Below are 17,506 nucleotides of genomic sequence, written 5' to 3' on the forward strand. Positions count from 1 at the left end.
CCATGCAGGAGAGCGGCGCCGCGTGGTCGGAGATGTGGAGGGCCTGGCAGAGGATGCAGGCCGAGGCCTACCGCGGCTGGATGGAGACGTGGCTGGGCGCCTGGGGTCAGCGGGGCAGGACGGAGGAGGGGGGCGGGGAGAAAGGGGCCGGGACGCCCGGCGACCTCTACCGCCAGTGGATGGATTTCATGCGCGAGATGATGGAGAGGTTCGTCCCTCCCGCGCAAGGCGTGGGGCCGGACACGTTTGCCAAGATGTTCCAGAGCGCCGACGTCTACACCCATCTCTACGCCATGTGGGCGGGAATGTACGAGCGCTACCGCAGGGCGGTGGGCGAGGGAGGGGAGCTCGACCTCAAGGCCTTGGGGGGTATGCTTGAGGAATGGGGAGAAGAGTACCGGGAGCTGGTGCGCAAGGTCTTCGCCCCCGCCCTCCCGGAACAGCTGCAGTGGATCGCCGAGCTCTACTCGGGGGAGATCCCCCTCATGGCCGCCGGCCTCCTGGCCAAGATGTGGGCGCCCTGGTATGATTTCGCCCGCGAGACCGTGGCGCGGGGGATGAGCCCGGAGGGGCCGTCCCCGCAGACCGCCGTGGAGCTGTACGAGGGATGGCGCAAAGCCTACGAGGAGAGCTTCGGACGCCTGCTGCGGGCGCCGGCGATGGGCTATTATCGCGAGGCGGCGGAGAAACTGGTACGCGCCGTGGATTCCCTCAACGAGTTCAACCTGGTGCTCTCGGAGTTCTACGCCTCGCTGCAGGGGGCGGGCAGCAGGGGGTTCGAGAAGCTGCAGGAACGCCTGGCGGCCATGCAGGCGGAGGGCAAGCAGGAGCCCATGTCCTTTCGCGACCTCTACCGCCTGTGGTGGCAGACCAACGAGGACATCTACATCGAGCTCTTCCGCACCGAGGAGTTCTCCCGCCTGCTGGGGTCGCTGGTGGACCGGGGGATGCAGTTCCGGCGCGCCTTCCAGGCCTACGTGGAGGAGATCACCAAGGAGCTCCCCTTCCCCAACCGTTCGGAGATGGACCACCTCTACCGGACGGTTGACCGGCTGAAGCGGGAGGTGAGGGCGCTGAAGAAGGAGCTGGCGGCGCTCAAGGCGGCCGAGGAGGGGGAGTGACCATGTTAAGGGAGTTCATGGACCCGAAGTTCTTCCTCGAGGAGCTCGAGGAGGTGAACCGCAAGCTGGTCAAGGGGGCCGAGATCCTCACCGGCATCCCCGACGTGGACGTGGAGCCCACTCCCAAGGAGCTGGTCTTCGAGGAGGACAAGATGAAGCTCTACCACTACCTCCCCGGGGAGAGTCTCTCCTGCCCCACGCCCATCCTCATCTGCTACGCCCTGGTGAACCGCCAGTACATGATGGATCTGCAGTCGGACCGCAGCCTCATCCGCAACCTGCTGGGCCAGGGGCTGGACATCTACATCATCGACTGGGGGTACCCGGACCACGGAGACCGCTACGTCACCCTGGAGGACTACATCGACGTCTATCTCAACGACTGCGTGGATTTCGTGCGCGAGCGTACCGGGTGCGAGAAGATAAACCTCCTGGGGGTATGCCAGGGCGGCACCTTCACCGTGATCTACACCGCCCTGTACCCCGAGAAGATACGCAACCTGGTGACCATGGTCACTCCCGTAGATTTCCATACCACCGACGGGCTGCTCAACGTCTGGAGCAGGCACATGAACATCGACAACATGGTGGACACCATGGGCATCATCCCCGGGGAGTTCATGAACGTGGGCTTCCTCATGCTCAAGCCCTTCCAGCTCATGGTGGACAAGTACGTGGGGCTCATGGACAACCTGGACGACCCCGCCACGGTGGCCAACTTCGTGCGCATGGAGAAGTGGATCTTCGACAGCCCCGCGCAGGCGGGAGAGGCCTACCGCAAGTTCCTCAAGGACCTCTACCAGGAGAACAGGCTGGTGAAGGGGGAGCTGGAGATAGGCGGCCGGCGCGTGGACCTGAAAAAGATAACCATGCCCCTGCTCAACATCTACGCCACCGAGGACCACCTGGTCCCGCCCGCCTCTTCCATCCCCCTCAACGACCTGGTGTGCAGCGAGGACAAGACCCTCTACGGCTTCCCCGGAGGCCATATCGGCATCTATGTGAGCTCGCGCTCCCAGAAGGAACTCGCGCCCCGGGTCTCGCAGTGGCTCGTAGAGCGATGTCCCAGGGGCAGGGACGGCAGGCAGGTGTGCGGGCCGGCGAAGAGGCCGGCGAGGAAGGGGAGCGCGGGAGGGGCGGTCGCCGCAGGTGGGCGCAGACCCGCGAAGAAGGCGGCGAAAAAGCCGCCGGCCAGAGGATAGAGGGCAGGGGCGGGGCGATCAAGGATCCCTCGCGTCTCCCGGAAGTAGCGTCAGCGCGGCGCGCGACCGCGTTTCTGTGGCCAGAGGGCCGGGATGCCTATCAGGGGCCGTTCTTTGCGCCCCCGGCGGTCCTCCAGAGATGGGCGAGGGTGGACGCGCCCAGCCCCAGGGTCCAGAGATGGATGGCCAGCATCACGGAGCGGTCCTGGTCCAGGGGCCAGTATTTGCGGTTCTCCAGGGAATAGAGGATGTCCATGAGGGCCAGGAAGACCAGGGCGCTGCCCGCCGCGGTGCCCAGGAACTCCCCTTCGCGCTCGCCCCGCCAGAGGTGCCAGGCGGCGAGCATGGCCATGGAGCTCATCCAGGCGTCGGCCAAAGGAAAGGCGCGCTCGAAGGCCTCGTCCTGCTCCGTCTCCGTGGCCTGTACCTTTCCCGCGAAGAAGAGCGCCCAGAAGGCCGCCGTGCCCAGACCGGTGGCGCCCAGGAGTGCCGCCAGCAGGCGGCGCCTCCAGCCGACCTCTCCTTTGCCTTCCTCGCTCATGCCGCTATTATAGCAGGAGGTGCGGTGGCCGCAGGGCGCTTGTCCCTCGAAACGCCGCGTGCTATTACTGTTCTCATCATCTCATCAAGGGGGAGCTCGCATTGGGACATGGCGTCAAGGCAAGGGTGAGGCTGGTTGCCGTAGGCCTTCTTCTGGCCGTGGGGGTCTTTCTCATCGCCTGGTTCCATCACGTGGAGAAGAGCGACGTCGTCTTCACCCACTTCCTCTACCTCCCCGTGGTCCTGGCCTCGTTGTGGTGGGGGTATCGCGGGCTGGGGGCGGCGGCGGCGATCTGCCTGGTCCTTCTGGTCTCACGCCTTCTCGGCACCCTGGAGGTCTCCCTGTGGTTGGACCTGGCGAGGAGCGCTTCCCTGCTGCTGGTGGGGACGGTGGTGGCCGCTCTGAGCGAAAGGCGCGGCAGGTTGGAGGAAGGCCTGGTGCGCCAGAGCCGGGAGTTGGAAGCGCGGGTGGAGGAGCGCACGCGGGAGCTCAGGGAGAGGAACCGCGACCTGGAGGCATACTCCTATACCATCTCCCACGACCTCCTCGCGCCCCTGGTGGTCATCGAGGGCTTCGCAGAATTGCTGCTGGAGCGCAAAGGGGAGGAGCTGGGGGAGGAAGGGAAGGAATACGCGGAGCGCATCCTCAAGGCGGTGGAGCGCATGCGCAGGCTCACCTCGTCCCTGCTGGAATACGCCCGTGCCGGGAGGGCGGAGGGAGAGACGGAGGCGGTGAACCCCGGGGATGCGGCACGGGAGCTGCTCGCGGAAAGGGAGATGGAGCTGCGCCGCCTGGGGGCGGAGGTCCTCGTCCGGGAAGGACTGCCGGCGGTCATGGTCGATCCTGTGAAACTGTCACAGGTCCTCTCCAACCTGCTGGACAACGCGCTGAAATATGCGCACCAGGACCGTGCTCCCCGGATTGAGATAGGCGGCGAGGCGGGCGAGGACGAGGCTCTCGTCTTCGTGCGCGACAACGGGGTAGGCATTGAGGCCGGTGACCTGCCGGAGGTATTCGAGCCCTTCAAGCGCTTTCACGGCGGGGAGGAGATCGGTCTTGGCATCGGCCTCGCCACGGTGAAAAGGGCGGTTGAGGCCTGGGGAGGAAGGGTCTGGGCTGAGTCCGTTCCGGAGGAGGGCTCCACCTTTTACTTCACCGCGCCCCTGGCCGCGGGGATCGGGGAGCGCGGGGCCGCCCGGCAGGACTCAAACGCTTAATCGTTCTCCAGGAAGGCGCGGAGGAACTTCTCCAGCCTCTCGAGGGCCAAATCCCTTCCCCGCGCCAGTTCCCTGGCCCTCTCCACCGCCGCGGGGTCCTCCACCGTGAGCCTGAAACGCTCCGCCCAGAGGTTCCGCCTGCTCTGCCCCCTGTACTCCAGGGCCCTTTCCAGGCCCGCGAAATCGTGGCTCACCTCGTCGCTGATGCCGCGCACCGCCAGGAAGGGGATCCCCGCACATGCCGCCACCTGCGCCACCGCCGCCCCCTCCATCTCCACTGCCAGGGCGCCGAACCTCTCCTCAAGGTGGAGGCGCAGCGCGGGGTCCAGGACCACCTGGTCGCAGGTGAGCACCCTGCCCACGCGATGGGGCAGGGAGGCGGATGCCGCCGCCGAGCGCGCCCTCAGCAGCAGCTCGGGGGAAGCGGGGAAGGCAGGGTGGAAGACCAGCCTCTCTCCCTCTCCCATACCGGGTCCGGTGGTGTGGAACCCGCCCGAGTGTGCGATCCCCGTGTCGGCGGGCACGGCCTCGTCCGCCAGCACCAGGTCGCCGAGCCTCAGCTCCTCGTCGAGGGCGCCGGCGACCCCGAGGACCAGGAGCTCCTCCGCCCCGTGGCGCTCCAGCAGGAACATGGCGCCGGCCGCGGCGGCGACCTTGCCCACCCCCGCGCACAGCACCACCACCTCGCTCACGCCCCCCTTTCCGCGCCGTGCCCGCATCCCGCCGGGAGCCTCTTCCTCACGTAATCCGGGCAGGGCGCCGAGCACCGCCTTCATCTCCCATGGGGTGGCGCAGATGATGCCCCTCATCGCCTCGACCCCTTCTCCTCGCTCGCGTTCCGGCCAAGCGTACTCGGCCCGCAGGGATCTTCACCAGCGGCGGCGGGGATATCCTGCGCCGCCGGGGATGCCCGCCCGCTATACCATGCGATCCGCCACGCGGTGTTTCCCGGTGGTGATCAGGCCGCCGCCGGCCCGCGCCCAGGGCCTCTTGTCCCACGATCTTTGCCCCATCATGATACAGGAGGCGGGCTCACGGTGCAGCAACGGCAGTCCCCTCGGATGCCCTCGGACCGGCACGGTGCCGGGGCGCGCGAGGAAAGGTGGGCGCAAGGCCCAGCGAGCGCGCCCGCAAAGTCCCGTGGCGAGGGGCCGGCGGCGAGGCATGGTTCCTTCCACGGGGTTCCGCGGTTGCCCCTGAACGCTCACGGTTACATTTAAATGCCAATATATGCCATATGAGAAAGCGGTAGCGGCGTGCCCGGCGCGCCCCTCCCCGACGGCAGCGGCCCTCGGGATGCTCCCGCCGCGTGCAGGGCAAGGTCTCCGCTCCCCGCGCTTTTCCGGCCGGCGACCTCCCGTTTCCACCCCCTCCCGGTCGCGGTTACAATGTCCTTGGCGCGCCTCCTCGGGGGAAGCGGGACAGGTGGCCGGGTCCTAAAGGGAAAAGGCAGAGACAGGAGGCCTCCATGGAAGAGGAGAGGATGGAGGAAGAGAGGGTGGAAATGAAGGAGGAAGAGGAGGGGACGCAGGAGGTAAACGGGTACCTCGCATGCCGGCACTGCGGAAAGCTCATGCCCTCCACGGCCCGTTACTGCCACGCCTGCGGCCGGGAGCTAGGGGCCGCCGACGCCTCGGTTTGGGGCACGGGGATATACGGGACGGGATCTGGGTCCGGGGTAGCGTCCCCGCCGGGCGCCGTCGCCCCTCCCCCGGGTCCGCCGCCGCCATGTCCCTCCCCCTATCCCTACCGTCCCGGCTCACCGTATTGGCCTGCCTATCCCTGCCAGCCCCCGTACAGGCCGCGCAGGATGGATGAGGCGGCGGTGATCTCCCTCGTCTGCGCGCTGGCCAGTTTCGTGATCCTCCCCTTTTTCCCCGCCGTGGCGGCCATCACGCTGGGGTTCGTATCGCGCCAGCGCATCCGTGAAGGGGGAGGGAGCCTGGAGGGGGCCGGGCTTGCGCTGGCGGGGATCATCTTGGGCGTGATCAACGTGGCCTTATGCCTGGGGGTGTTCATGCTCCTTGTGGTGCTGGTCGCTCGCCCATAGCCCCGGGGGCGCGGGCGAGGCAAGGGATAGCCCCCCTCGCGGGCCGGGGCGGGTGCCCGTTCAGTCGGGGGCGGGGGTTTCGAGGCTGCGGAAGAGGTTGGCGTCCTCCGCCAGGTCCCGCAGAGCCCGGAGCTCGTGCTCGTTTCTGCTGCGAGCCGCCAGACGGATGTATTCCAGTGCCTTTTCCCGCACCTTGCGGTGGGTCTGGGGATAGAGCTCCCGCACCGCCATGTCCAGGGAGTCCTCGAGGGAAAAGCCGGCCTGCCGCTTGCGCTGCGCCAGGGCGAAGACGCGCGGATAATCAGCCACCGCCGGTTCGGCATGAGCCCCGGCTTGAGCACCGGCATGAGGAAACCCCCTGACGCGCAGCTCTTCCGCCAGCCCCTGCCGGTCCGCGAGCTCGCGCAGCGCCCTCAAGGAGCCCCATTCACGTTCCTCCTTCAGGCGGCGCAGGATGAGACACGCCTCGGCGATGATGTCTCTGCAGGTGAGGGGATAACGCTCCCGGATGCAGGCCTCCAGGGCCTCGGTCACGCTGGAACCCCTGCCCACCAGCAACAGGGCGTCGGAGAAGACGGCCTGGTAATCCACGAAGTCGGTGGCGCGGAGATCCTCTTCCATGCCCCTTATTTTACCATGCAGCGAGGCCGTCCTTGCACGCCGCCGGGTATCCCTCAGGGGGCGAAGCCCTGGGAGTCGTGTCCTCCGGGCCAGTTGTAGGAATGATATCCCTGGTAGAAGAAATACATGGGGCGCTCGCAGATCACCGCACGGTCCGACTGCACGAAGGCCGAGAGCTGGAGGTCCTTGCCCACCTCCGTGCCCACGTTGACGGTATAGCGGCTCTGGGGGTCCACGTCATGGTGGGTGGTCACCGGCGGGCTTCCTTGCAAGTTGTAGGTGATGGTGAGATGGGCGACGTCCGTTCCGGGGTTCTGCACCGTCAGCCACTCGTCGAACCCCTGTCCGGTATAGCCCTCCCCGAAATACCACTGCATGGAGGGGGAGTTCGCCCCCGTGGCGCAGTGGCCTCCCGGCAGCCCCCCGTAGAGCATGTCGAAGTACATAGGCCTCTCCACCAGTATGGGCAGGCTGGAATGGAGATAGGCGGAGAGCTCGGAGCTCACCCCGAGTCGAGCCCCGCGTTGATGGTGTAGCAAGAGGAGGCGTCAACGGTGTGGCTGCGGGTGATGGGGGGCCCTTCCCGAGGCCGTCGTGCGCCGAGTAGGCCATCATGTAATCCTCGGCCCAGGGGCGCTCAAGCAAGGCGAAATCCTCTATGCCCCCGGCGTCCCAGGTGGCCGGCGTCCCCCTCAGGACGGGGTTGGAGACGCTCCTGGACCAGGTGAGGCCGTCCGGGGAGGAGGCGTACCCCACCGCGCCGACGTGGCCCGCGTCGTAGGCGGAGTACCACATGGCGTAACCGGACCCCGCCTGCCTGACGGTGATGTAGTTGAGGTTCTCGTCCCACAAACAGGAAGGCCCCGGCCCGAAGACGAAACCCGGCTCCCGCTGCCAGGACCTCAGGTCCGGCGAGGTGGCTCGGCCGTAGCGATAAACGCCGCCGGCGTCGTAGCCGCGGAAGAACATGGTGTAGTGGTCGCCCTCGTCGATGAGGGGACCGTAGCTCACGCCGCCCGCGTCCCACCCCCCGTGCCGCCGCTGAGCACCGGGTTGTCCGCGTGTTTCGTCCAGGCCACCCCGTCGGGGGAGGAGGCGTAACCCACCGCGTCCGTTCCACTTGTGTCCGCACCTCGGTAAAGGATCTCGTATCCGCCCCCCTCCCGGGCGCGGGGGAACCCGAGCACCATACTCCTGTCCCACGCCCCCGCCCCTCCCGGCGTCAGCACGGGGTTGGACGGGTCCCTGGTGAAGGGAGCGCAGCGGTGACTCAGCCTGATGGTGCCGGGCACGCTGAAGGTGTCGACGCGGTAAGAGCTCTCGTAGCGCGCGTCATCTTTCCACGGGACCTGGCCGGGTCCCCCCGACCAGTCGACCTGCCTCCACTCCCACCCCGAGGCCCGCGCCGCCGGAGCCGGGAGGACGGGGAAGGTGGCGAGGGAAAGAAGGAGACAGAGGAACGGGACGGACAGCTTGCGCATGGCGCACCTCCCTGACGGATCTCCGGAAGCGGCGGCGGTGAGGCGACGGGCCACCGGGATATCTTGCTTGCACTACTGCTTTCTTCATTCGCCGTCGATCTCCTTTATGCCCATGCGAGGCCGGCGTCAATCCCGCCAGGGCCTGCGGTCTTCCTTAGCCGCAGCGTGGAGGCGGGAGTTCCGCCCCGGACCTGCCGACAGAGGAGCGAAGATGGAGCGACCCCCGTTTCAGGGGCATGCCGAGGCGGCACGGGTATGGCCTTGGGGTTTCTACCCGCGCACGGTTTACCTCCCCCACCTTCACCACGACCGTCCCGGAGGATCAAGACCCGCAGAACCCGCGCGCACACGGCGGGATGGTGTATGGTAAGCGGGAGGTCGAGGCCGAGGTTTTCAAGACCGCGAGGGGAGGGATGAGATGATGGCGGAAGCGGCGTCCCTCCGGGACGCCGTGGTGAGGGACGGTTCGGGCGGCCCCGGAGCCGGCGCGGCGCGGCGTCTTTGGCGCGGGAAAGCGACGAGACGGGGAGGGACGGAGTGAAGAGGCTCCTGGCCCTGGTGTGCCTGGTCATCTTCGTGGACAGCCTGGGATACGGCGTGGTGGTCCCGGTGATGCCCGTCTACGCGCGGGACCTGGGGATAGGTGAGCTGGGGCTGGGCATGCTCTTCGACTCCTATGCCCTGGGGAACATCGTCGCCGCCGTCCCCTTCGGCCTCGTCTCCGACCGTTTCGGGCGACGGCCCTTCCTGGTCTTCGGCATGCTGGCCATGGCCGGCGCCTTCGTCCTCTATGCCTACTCCGGCACCTACGCGGCGCTCTTCCTCTCGCGTTGCCTGGACGGGGTGACCGCGGCGGCCAACTGGTCGGTGGGCCTGGCCATCATCGCTGACGCCTACCCGGCGGGGGAAAGGGGCCGGGGTATGGGCATGGTGATGGCGGCCATGGGGGCCGGGGCCATCGCGGGGCCGGCCATGGGAGGCGCCTTCGCCGACTGGCTGGGACACCGCGCTCCCTTCCTCTTGGTGGCGGGGATCTGCGTCCTCGGCGGGGTCATGGCCTTGACCAGCCGGGACCTCCGGCACGTGGGGCCGCGCGGCAGCGAGGCGGGTTACGGGCGGATGATGCGCGAGGTGCTGGCATATCCCGGCATGGTCCTCGTCCTCGTCATCGTGATGATGGGCACGGTGAGCCTGGGAGTGCTGGAGCCCCTCTTCCCCGTCCACCTCCGGGAGAACCTGGGGCTCTCGAGCACGGCCATCGGCCTCCTCTTCGCCCTCACCGTCCTCTTCTATACCCTGGCCAGCCCGCTGGCGGGTTCCCTAGCCGACCGGCGGGGTAAGCGCGGGCTCCTGGCCGCGGGGCTGGCGGCGACGGCGCTGGCCGCCCCCGCGCTCACCTTCTCCCGCGACCTGGCCACGGCGGCGGCGCTCTTCGCTGTCTGCGGCGTCACCATCGCCCTCTTCGAGACCCCCACCCTGCCTCTCATCGCCGACCTGCTGACGGGCAGGGCGGAGGCGGACGTGCACGGCACCGCCTTCGGCCTCTTCAACATGGCCTGGGCCATAGGATACCTGCTGGGTCCGGCGGCCGGGGGGTTCCTGGCCCAGAGGCACGGACTGCCCACGGCGATGATCGTGCTCTCCGTGCCCATGCTGGTGCTGGCATGGAGGGCATGGGAGACGCTATGAGCGGATGGGGGTGTGAGAGAACGCGGGTCTCAGGAAAAGCCGGCCCTCTCCGGGCCATAGCTCGTTGTAGCATAAAGGGCGCGGGAGAGGTTCTGAACGGCAAATGCATGGGGCGCGGCTTAAGCACCGTTGGTTATACTGGCAACGTGGACGGTAAGGGGACCGGGACGAAAGGCGAGGTGCGCCATGGCGGAGGGTGACGCGTCCGGCGCGAAGGGGCGCAGGGCTTTGGTGCTCTTCTCCGGCGGCCTCGATTCCATGCTGGCTGCGGAGCTGCTCAGGCGCTGCGGCGTGGAGGTGCTGGCCCTGACCTTTACCACCCCCTTCTTCGGAAAAGCGGTGGCGGAGAGGGTCGCCGCGGGGATGGGCCTGGAGCTGGAGGTGATGGACATCACCGCGCGCCACCTCGAGGTGGTGAAGAACCCGCGCTACGGCTACGGCAGGAACATGAATCCCTGCATCGACTGCCACGCGCTCATGGTGAGGGTGGCGGCGGAGCGTCTCCGGGACCTGGGGGCGGACTTCGTGGCCACGGGGGAGGTGCTTGGGGAGCGGCCCAAGAGCCAGAACCGCCAGGCCCTGGAGCTGGTGGCGCGCCATTCGGGGGCCGGGGACCTGCTACTCCGGCCGCTCTCCGCCCGCCTCCTGCCCGAGACCCGGCCGGAGCGGGAGGGGTGGGTGGAGAGGGAGCTCCTCCTGGACCTCTCCGGCCGCTCCCGGCGCAGGCAGATGGAGCTGGCGGAGGAGTGGGGGCTTAAGGATTACCAGAGCCCCGCCGGGGGGTGCCTGCTCACCGACGCTGGCTTCAGCTCCCGGTTGAGGGAGCTGATGTCGCGGGTGCCGGATTTCGACGGGGCCGACGCGGAGCTGCTCAAGGTGGGAAGGCATGCCTGGGCGGGCAGCACCCTCATCGTGCTCGGACGCAGGCACCAGGAGAACCTGCGCCTGGTGGAGCTGGCCTTGCCCAGCGATGTGTTGCTGCGGGATAGGGAGCTGCCGGGGCCCACGGCCCTCCTGCGCGCCTTCCCGCGAGGGGCCTCGCCCAACCGGAGGGAGGTCAGGGAGGCCGCGTGCTTGCTGGGATTATATGGAAAGAAAAAGAGGCCCCTCGAGCCGCGGGACCTGGCGGAGGTGGAGCGCGGCGGCGGTGAGGAGGGTTCGCAGCCTGTTTGAGCCTGAATAGAAGGCGAGGAGCGCGGGGAACGCCGCGGGAGGGCCGACCCATGGGGGCCCCGCGCCCGCGGGCGCTTTCCGCCCTGCTACACGAGAAAAGGTCGGCGCACAACCTATGCCTTTCGCCCGCGGGCGCTTTCCTGAAGAAAATGGTGGCGGGAGCAAGGCGCGGTCGTGATCGGCCGCGGGGATGACTCGCCCGCGCGCGGCAGCTGCCGCAGATCATGGGGTGGCGGAGAAGACGGGAGCTTTTAATATAACTTGTAAAATATATATAACTGATGTATAATGTGCCCTGCGCGGCGGCGGTGAGCGGCGGGAAAAGCGTAGCTGCCTTGCGTTGCGAGTAAGCATAAATTAAGTTTACCTGGAAGGCTTCCTTCGCCTGGAGGGGCACGGGGCGCCCGGGTGCCGGCGACCGTGAGCCGCGCGACGCATCCGCGCGGGGAGGACGGAAGGGCGCGGAGGACGGCATGCGGCGCCCGAAGCCCGGCCGCTCCTCCTGGAGGGAGGAGAGAGGGAAAAGCGGCGTGAGACGCCGTGGGGGCCGTCCTCTCGCGGGAGGCCTTACCGGAAGGGCGAACGGCGGAATACGGCGGGCGGGCCGGCGGCGGTCCAAGAGATCGACCGGAGCGGAGAGATGAACGAAAGATATGACTTCAAGGCCATAGAGGAGAAATGGAGGCGCCGCTGGGAGGATTCGGACCTCTACCTTTCCCGCGAGCTTCCCGGCGTGCCCAAACGATACGTGCTGGTGATGTTTCCCTACCCCTCCGGGCCCGCCCATATCGGCCACGTGGCCAACTACAACCTCGGTGACGTGCTGGCGCGCTATCTGCGCCGGAAGGGGTTCAACGTGCTTCACCCCATGGGCTGGGACGGCTTCGGTCTCCCCGCGGAGAACGCGGCCATCCGCTCCGGGGTGCATCCCGCCAAGTATACCTGGGACAACATCGCGCTGCTCAAGGAGGGACTGCAGCGCCTGGGGTATTCCTACGACTGGGGTCGCGAGCTGGCCACCTGCGCGCCCGATTACTATCGGTGGACGCAGTGGCTCTTCCTGCGCTTCCTGGAGAAAGGGCTCGCCTACAAGGCGGAGGGATGGGCCAACTGGTGTCCATCGTGCCGCACCGTGCTGGCCAACGAACAGGTCATCGCGGGCCACTGCGAACGCTGCGACACCCTGGTGGAGCAGAAGGCCCTCTCGCAGTGGTTCCTGCGCATCACCGCCTACGCGGAGCGGCTGCTGGAGGACATGCGGGAGCTGGAGGGCTGGCCGGAGAGCGTGCTCACCATGCAGCGCAACTGGATAGGCCGCTCCGAGGGGTGTGAGGTCTTCTTCCGCATCAAGGGCATGGACACCGAGATACCCATCTTCACCACCCGCCCAGACACCCTCTGGGGGGTCACCTTCTTCCTCCTGGCGCCCGAGCATCCCCTGGTGGACGAGCTCACGCGCGGCACTCCCCGCGCGGAAGAGGTGGCGCGTTTCCGGGAGAGGCTGCGGGGGGTCTCCAGCATAGAGCGCACGGCCATGGACACGGAGAAGGACGGGGTCTTCACCGGCGCCTACGCGGTGAACCCGGTCAACGGCGAGGAGGTTCCCATCTGGACCGCCAATTTCGTGCTCATGGAATACGGCACGGGGGCGGTGATGGCCGTGCCCGCCCACGACCAGAGGGATTTCGAGTTCGCGCGCAAGTTCGGCCTCCCCATCCGCGTGGTCATCCAGCCCCCCGGGGGGGGACTGCGCCCGGAGGAGATGGAGGAGGCCTACGTGGATCCCGGCATCATGGTGGATTCGGGGGATTTCGACGGCCTGGACAGCGAGGAGGGGAAGCTGCGCGCCGTGCCCGACCTGCTGGAGGAGCGCGGCTGGGGGAGGCGCGCGGTGAACTACCGCCTGCGTGACTGGCTCATCTCCCGGCAGCGCTACTGGGGGGTGCCCATACCCGTGGTTTACTGCGGCGAATGCGGCATGGTGCCGGTGCCGGACGAGGAGCTGCCGGTGCTGCTCCCGGAGGACGTGGAGTTCGAGTTCGAGGGCCCCTCGCCCCTGGAGCGTTCGCAGGAGTTCAGGCGCACCGTCTGCCCCCACTGCGGGGGGGAGGCGGAGAGGGAGACGGACACCATGGACACCTTCGTGGATTCCTCGTGGTACTACATCCGCTACGCCAGCCCCCACTGCGAAGAAGCGGCCTTCGATCCCGAGGCGGTGCGCTACTGGCTGCCCGTGGACCAGTACATCGGAGGCATCGAGCACGCCATTATGCACCTCCTGTACTCGCGCTTCTTCACCAAGGTGCTCAAGGACCTGGGGCTGGTGGATTTCTCGGAGCCCTTCACCAACCTCCTCTGCCAGGGCATGGTGGTCATGGGCGGGGCGAAGATGAGCAAGTCCAAAGGGAACATCATCACCCCCGAGCAGTTCATCGACACCTACGGGGCGGACACCCTGCGCCTCTTCATCCTCTTCCTGGGCCCCCCCGAGGCGGACAAAGAGTGGAGCGATTCCGGCATCGAGGGGGCGCATCGCTTCCTCAACCGCGTCTGGCGCCTCCTGTACCGCTACCTGGATATCCTGACCTTGAAGACCCAGCCCGTCCCCAGTGACTCCGAGGTGCGCAAGCGCCTCTCGCACCTCACCCACCGCACCATCAAGAAGGTGACGGAGGACATCGAGCGCTTCGCCTTCAACACCGCCATCGCCGCCATCATGGAGTTCACCAACGGGTTGTACCGCGAGATCGAGGCGGCGCCGGATGCCTTCAACACCTTCGAGGGACACGAGGCCATGCGGACCCTCGTCCTCCTCCTCGCCCCCTTCGCGCCCTTCATCTGCGAGGAGCTCTGGGAGGAACTGGGAGGAGAGTTCAGCGTTCATTCCCAGTCCTGGCCGGAATACGACCCCGAGCTGGCGAGGGCGGAACGTATCACCCTGGTGCTGCAGGTGAACGGCAAGGTGAGGGAGCGCGTGGAGGTCGACGCGGACGTCACCCCCGAGGAGATGGAGAAGATCGCCCTCTCCTCGCGCCGCGTGGGGGAATATACCGCCGGAAAGGACATCGCCAAGGTGGTGGTGGTGCCGGGCAAACTGGTCAACGTGGTGGTGCGCTGATAACGCAAGGCGCGCCTCCTCCTCCCGGCGGCCACGGGGAGAGCCGCCACGGCGAGATCCCTGTATCACGCGATTGAAGCACGCAGGGTAACGCCGCGCTCGTTGTGCGCACGCGCCTTGGAGGCCGGCCGCTCAGGGGGACACGCCGCCGGCAGCGGGCCGGGGTGTCCCCGGGCCGCCGGGTCACCGCGTCGATCGCCTTCAACTCAACCTCAGAAGAGCCCTCCGGGGCGGGGCGGCGCCGCCTTCGGCGAACCGCCTGTCCGACCTTCCGGACCGAACGGCGGGCCATCCCGGCCGGGCCGCGGGCCGGTGCCCGAACGCCGGTCTCCGGGACGACGATACGGGAGGAAGACCTTGTCCACGATGGACCGCCTGACCGACCTTCTGGACCGCTTGGCGGACTTGCCCCGCTGGCAGCTGGCCGTCATGGCCCTTTGCGCGGCCGCCCTCGTCGCGGGGGGATACGTGCTCCTGCGTCCTCACTCGCGTACCGCCGCTGAGTTCATCTCAGCGGAGGGCGGCGGGGAAGAGTTATCCCCGGAGGCGCGGGAGGTGGTGGTCTATGTGGCGGGGGAGGTCGCGAGCCCCGGGGTGATGCGCCTACGCGAGGGGAGCCGCGTCGTCGATGCCCTGGAGCAGGCCGGAGGCCCCACCCCCGACGCCGACCTGGAGACCCTCAACCTCGCGCAGCCCCTGCAGGACGGACAGAAGATACAGGTTCCTCGCGCGGGCGAGGGGGCGGGCGCACCGGGTGGGGGTGGGAGCGGGAAGGTCAACATCAACCTCGCCGGCCGCCAGGAGCTCGAGAAATTGCCGGGAATCGGGCCGACTCTCGCGGAACGCATCATCGCCTATCGCGAGAGCAAAGGCGGGTTCAGAAGCGTGGAGGAGCTAAAAAAGGTATCCGGCATAGGGGAGAAGAAGTTCGCCGAGATACGGGACCTGGTGGAGGTCTAGGGTTGTCCGGGGAGGGGACAGCCTACCGGGGGCGCCTTCTGTGGTGCGCGTGCGCCATGGCCCTGGGGGCGCTGGCGGGATGCACGGGCTCTCCTCTGAAGGTCTGCACGGCGCTGGCATGCATGGCGGCGTGCGCCGTCGGCGCTCTCCTTGTCCCCCGGGGATGGAAACGGGGGACGGTGTGCGCCTGCGCCGTCTTCGCGCTGGCGGGACTGTGTCTGGGAGGCGCCCGCCAAGCCCGCTGGCGGGGCAGGGAGGGAGCGGCGGGGGAGGTGGCGGTGAGGGGGGTGGTGGAGCCGGGCTGCCGCGGAGACCGCAGCGATATCGCCAGCCTTTTTCGGGTGGAGGAGGTCCTGGAGAGCGTGGGCTCCGGAGGCGGGAAGGGCTCCGCCAGGGGAGACCTGTACCTGTTGCGGGCGGGAGAGGGGACGGTGGAGGGACTGCTCTGGGGAGACCGCGTGGAGGTCAGGGGCTCGCTATACCTGTACGGCAGGGCGAAGGGAGGGGTGGGCGGCAGTCTGGCGGCGGAGGAGATAAGGGTATTGGGCCACACCGGGAACCCCCTGCTGCGGGCCGCCAATGCCTATCGCGCCTCCCTGCGAAAAGCGGTGGCGGGAGTGGCTCCCGGAGAGGCGGGGCTCATCCAGGGCATGGTGCTGGGTGATTACCGTTTTCTGGAAGCAGGCGACCTGAGGGCCTTCCGCCTCTCCGGACTGGTGCACCTCTGCGCCGCGTCCGGGCTGCACGTGGCCATGTTGGCGGCTTTCCTTGACCGCCTGGGACGCCGGGCGCGCCTTCCCCGCCGCCTGGTCTTGCTCCTGCAGGTGCCGCTGCTGGCCACCTATGCGCTGGCGGCCGGCCTCACCGCTCCCGTTTTGAGGGCGGCGGCGGTGGCGGTGGTGGCGACCTGGGCCTTTCTGCGCGGGCGGGATTTCGACCTTCTGCCCGCCCTGGGAGCGGCCATGATCTACATGGTGGTGCGGGACCCCGGCGCCGCCGGGGGCACCAGCTTCCAGCTCTCCTTCGCCGCCGCGACGGGGATCTCGCTCCTGCACCGTCCGCTGGAGTCCCTTCTTCCGCGGACACCCCGCCGTGGTCCTTCCCTGCTCGCCGCCACCCTGGCGGCCCAGCTCTCCGTGGCCCCGTTGCTCCTGTACCGTTTCGGGGAGGTGTCGCTGCTGGCGCCAGCGGGCAACCTGCTGGCGATACCGCTGTTGGCGCCGCTCATGGCCCTGGCCATGCTCTCCCCCCTTCTGGAGATGGCGGGGATCCCCGCCGCCGGGATGCTCATGCGGGGGGCGGCCCTGTGCGCGCGTGCCCTCACCCGGGTGGCTCACTGCGTGTCCTCGCCGGGATGGGCGGCCCTGCGCGTGTTCCCCCTCTCCCCCGCATGGCTGGCGTTATATTATCCCGCGCTGGCGGCGGCTTTCCTGGGCGGCGGGAGATGGAGGAGGGCGGGAAGGGCGGCGCTCGCCCTGCTGCTGGCGGCGGCCATCCTCGCGGGCCTGCCATGGCCGTCTGGAAATGCCTTCCGGGGAGGCGGTGTTACGGTGACCTTCCTGGACGTGGGGCAGGGGGATGCCGCGCTGCTGCGGGCGCCCTCCGGCGCCTGCGTGCTCATAGACGGCGGCAGGGATGACCGGGTCCTGGCAGCGGGCCTGCGCTCCCGGGGCATCCGGTACCTCGAGGCGGTGCTGGTCAGCCACCTGGAGATGGACCACATCGGGGGCCTGGAGGGCGCCCTCGAGTCATGTGGGGTGGGGATGCTGGTCTACCCCGAGGTAAAGGAGACGGAGAGGGCGGGGGAGAGGCTGTTGTCCCTGGCGGGGGAGCTGGGGATACCCCTGCGGGCCATGCGCAGGGGCGACCGCCTCTCCCTGGGAGGGATGACCCTGCAGGCCCTGGGACCCGGCGGGGACATGCCCCCGGAGCTTCCCGCCAACGAGCGCTCTCTGGTGCTGAGGGTCAGCACCCCGGGTCTCTCGGTGCTCTTCGCCGGCGACGTGGAGGAGAACGGCGAGGAGGCGCTGATGCGGGACGCGGCCTCCCTGAAGAGCGACGTGCTCAAGGTCCCGCACCACGGCGGGTATGCCCGGACCGGCGCCGATTTTTTCGCGCTGGTCGATCCGAGGGTGGCGGTGGTCAGCGTGGGGGAAGATAACCCTTACGGACATCCCGCGCCGGGGACCCTTGAGGACCTCCGGCGTACGGGATGCGCCGTCTACCGCACCGACCGGAGCGGTGATATATTGGTCCGTGTCGGCGACGGGGGCTACCGGGTGGAGTGCGAGAGAGAGGGCGCGCCCCCGTAGTCCAAGCGCTCTTCGGAGGAG

The 17,506-nt window shown here is 68.2% G+C and carries 14 protein-coding genes; 9 read left to right on the plus strand and 5 right to left on the minus strand.

The window, feature by feature from the left end:
- Positions 1-2 precede the first annotated feature (2 nt).
- Both H5T74_03715 and phaC read left to right on the plus strand, forming a co-directional pair.
- A complete protein-coding gene (locus H5T74_03715; GenBank protein MBC7229485.1) occupies positions 3-1,121 on the plus strand; it encodes a hypothetical protein in 1,119 nt (372 codons plus the stop codon).
- A 2-nt stretch (positions 1,122-1,123) separates the two neighbouring features.
- Entirely contained in the window at positions 1,124-2,323 is a 1,200-nt protein-coding gene (gene phaC, locus H5T74_03720; GenBank protein ID MBC7229486.1) for a class III poly(R)-hydroxyalkanoic acid synthase subunit PhaC, read from the plus strand.
- A gap of 100 nt (positions 2,324-2,423) precedes the next feature.
- On the opposite strand, the gene H5T74_03725 is transcribed toward phaC, so the two are convergent.
- Complete coding sequence (locus H5T74_03725; GenBank protein ID MBC7229487.1) at positions 2,424-2,864, minus strand: hypothetical protein; 441 nt, start codon at positions 2,862-2,864, stop codon at positions 2,424-2,426.
- Positions 2,865-2,965: 101 nt separating this feature from the next.
- Here H5T74_03725 and H5T74_03730 point away from each other — a divergent pair, with 101 nt between their 5' ends.
- Complete coding sequence (locus tag H5T74_03730) at positions 2,966-4,081, plus strand: hypothetical protein (protein MBC7229488.1); 1,116 nt, start codon at positions 2,966-2,968, stop codon at positions 4,079-4,081.
- Here H5T74_03730 and mqnB read toward each other — a convergent pair.
- Positions 4,078-4,890: a futalosine hydrolase gene (mqnB, locus tag H5T74_03735; protein ID MBC7229489.1), complete on the minus strand. Its 813-nt coding sequence runs from the start codon at positions 4,888-4,890 to the stop codon at positions 4,078-4,080. The two genes, H5T74_03730 and mqnB, sit on opposite strands and share 4 nt — an antisense overlap.
- Positions 4,891-5,549: 659 nt before the next feature.
- On the opposite strand from mqnB, the gene H5T74_03740 reads away from it, so the two are divergent.
- Complete coding sequence (locus H5T74_03740; protein ID MBC7229490.1) at positions 5,550-6,131, plus strand: DUF4190 domain-containing protein; 582 nt, start codon at positions 5,550-5,552, stop codon at positions 6,129-6,131.
- 60 nt (positions 6,132-6,191) lie between these two features.
- On the opposite strand, the gene H5T74_03745 is transcribed toward H5T74_03740, so the two are convergent.
- From H5T74_03745 to H5T74_03755, 3 genes are all read right to left on the minus strand, one after another.
- Positions 6,192-6,752, minus strand: coding sequence for a hypothetical protein (locus tag H5T74_03745; GenBank protein ID MBC7229491.1), 561 nt, complete (start codon positions 6,750-6,752; stop codon positions 6,192-6,194).
- Between the two features lie 53 nt (positions 6,753-6,805).
- The gene (locus H5T74_03750) at positions 6,806-7,258 is read right to left on the minus strand and encodes a hypothetical protein (GenBank protein MBC7229492.1); all 453 of its coding nucleotides are present in this window, start codon (positions 7,256-7,258) and stop codon (positions 6,806-6,808) included.
- Positions 7,259-7,759: 501 nt separating this feature from the next.
- Positions 7,760-8,233, minus strand: coding sequence for a hypothetical protein (locus tag H5T74_03755; protein ID MBC7229493.1), 474 nt, complete (start codon positions 8,231-8,233; stop codon positions 7,760-7,762).
- Between the two features lie 537 nt (positions 8,234-8,770).
- On the opposite strand from H5T74_03755, the gene H5T74_03760 reads away from it, so the two are divergent.
- The 5 genes from H5T74_03760 to H5T74_03780 all read left to right on the plus strand — a co-directional run bounded on the left by H5T74_03760 (position 8,771) and on the right by H5T74_03780 (position 17,485).
- On the plus strand, positions 8,771-9,922 hold the full coding sequence (locus H5T74_03760; protein ID MBC7229494.1) for an MFS transporter: 1,152 nt from the start codon (positions 8,771-8,773) through the stop codon (positions 9,920-9,922).
- A 186-nt stretch (positions 9,923-10,108) separates the two neighbouring features.
- On the plus strand, positions 10,109-11,095 hold the full coding sequence (locus tag H5T74_03765; GenBank protein MBC7229495.1) for a tRNA 4-thiouridine(8) synthase ThiI: 987 nt from the start codon (positions 10,109-10,111) through the stop codon (positions 11,093-11,095).
- 640 nt (positions 11,096-11,735) lie between these two features.
- On the plus strand, positions 11,736-14,213 hold the full coding sequence (locus H5T74_03770) for a leucine--tRNA ligase (protein ID MBC7229496.1): 2,478 nt from the start codon (positions 11,736-11,738) through the stop codon (positions 14,211-14,213).
- Positions 14,214-14,579: 366 nt separating this feature from the next.
- The gene (locus tag H5T74_03775; protein ID MBC7229497.1) at positions 14,580-15,173 is read left to right on the plus strand and encodes a helix-hairpin-helix domain-containing protein; all 594 of its coding nucleotides are present in this window, start codon (positions 14,580-14,582) and stop codon (positions 15,171-15,173) included.
- 2 nt (positions 15,174-15,175) lie between these two features.
- A complete protein-coding gene (locus H5T74_03780) occupies positions 15,176-17,485 on the plus strand; it encodes a ComEC/Rec2 family competence protein (GenBank protein MBC7229498.1) in 2,310 nt (769 codons plus the stop codon).
- Positions 17,486-17,506 lie beyond the last annotated feature (21 nt).

The organism is Actinomycetota bacterium (genome assembly GCA_014360645.1).
Lineage (GTDB): Bacteria > Actinomycetota > Geothermincolia > Geothermincolales > RBG-13-55-18 > Solincola_B.

What these genes read in the sequence shown, in the direction of transcription:
- phaC (MBC7229486.1), top strand. Translation starts at nt 1,124, where the DNA reads ATGTTAAGGGAGTTCATGGACCCGAAGTTCTTCCTCGAGGAGCTCGAG.
- H5T74_03715 (MBC7229485.1), top strand. Translation starts at nt 3, where the DNA reads ATGCAGGAGAGCGGCGCCGCGTGGTCGGAGATGTGGAGGGCCTGGCAG.
- H5T74_03765 (MBC7229495.1), top strand. Translation starts at nt 10,109, where the DNA reads ATGGCGGAGGGTGACGCGTCCGGCGCGAAGGGGCGCAGGGCTTTGGTG.
- H5T74_03740 (MBC7229490.1), top strand. Translation starts at nt 5,550, where the DNA reads ATGGAAGAGGAGAGGATGGAGGAAGAGAGGGTGGAAATGAAGGAGGAA.
- H5T74_03775 (MBC7229497.1), top strand. Translation starts at nt 14,580, where the DNA reads ATGGACCGCCTGACCGACCTTCTGGACCGCTTGGCGGACTTGCCCCGC.
- H5T74_03745 (MBC7229491.1), bottom strand. Translation starts at nt 6,752, where the DNA reads ATGGAAGAGGATCTCCGCGCCACCGACTTCGTGGATTACCAGGCCGTC.
- H5T74_03755 (MBC7229493.1), bottom strand. Translation starts at nt 8,233, where the DNA reads ATGCGCAAGCTGTCCGTCCCGTTCCTCTGTCTCCTTCTTTCCCTCGCC.
- H5T74_03770 (MBC7229496.1), top strand. Translation starts at nt 11,736, where the DNA reads ATGAACGAAAGATATGACTTCAAGGCCATAGAGGAGAAATGGAGGCGC.
- H5T74_03725 (MBC7229487.1), bottom strand. Translation starts at nt 2,864, where the DNA reads ATGAGCGAGGAAGGCAAAGGAGAGGTCGGCTGGAGGCGCCGCCTGCTG.
- mqnB (MBC7229489.1), bottom strand. Translation starts at nt 4,890, where the DNA reads ATGAGGGGCATCATCTGCGCCACCCCATGGGAGATGAAGGCGGTGCTC.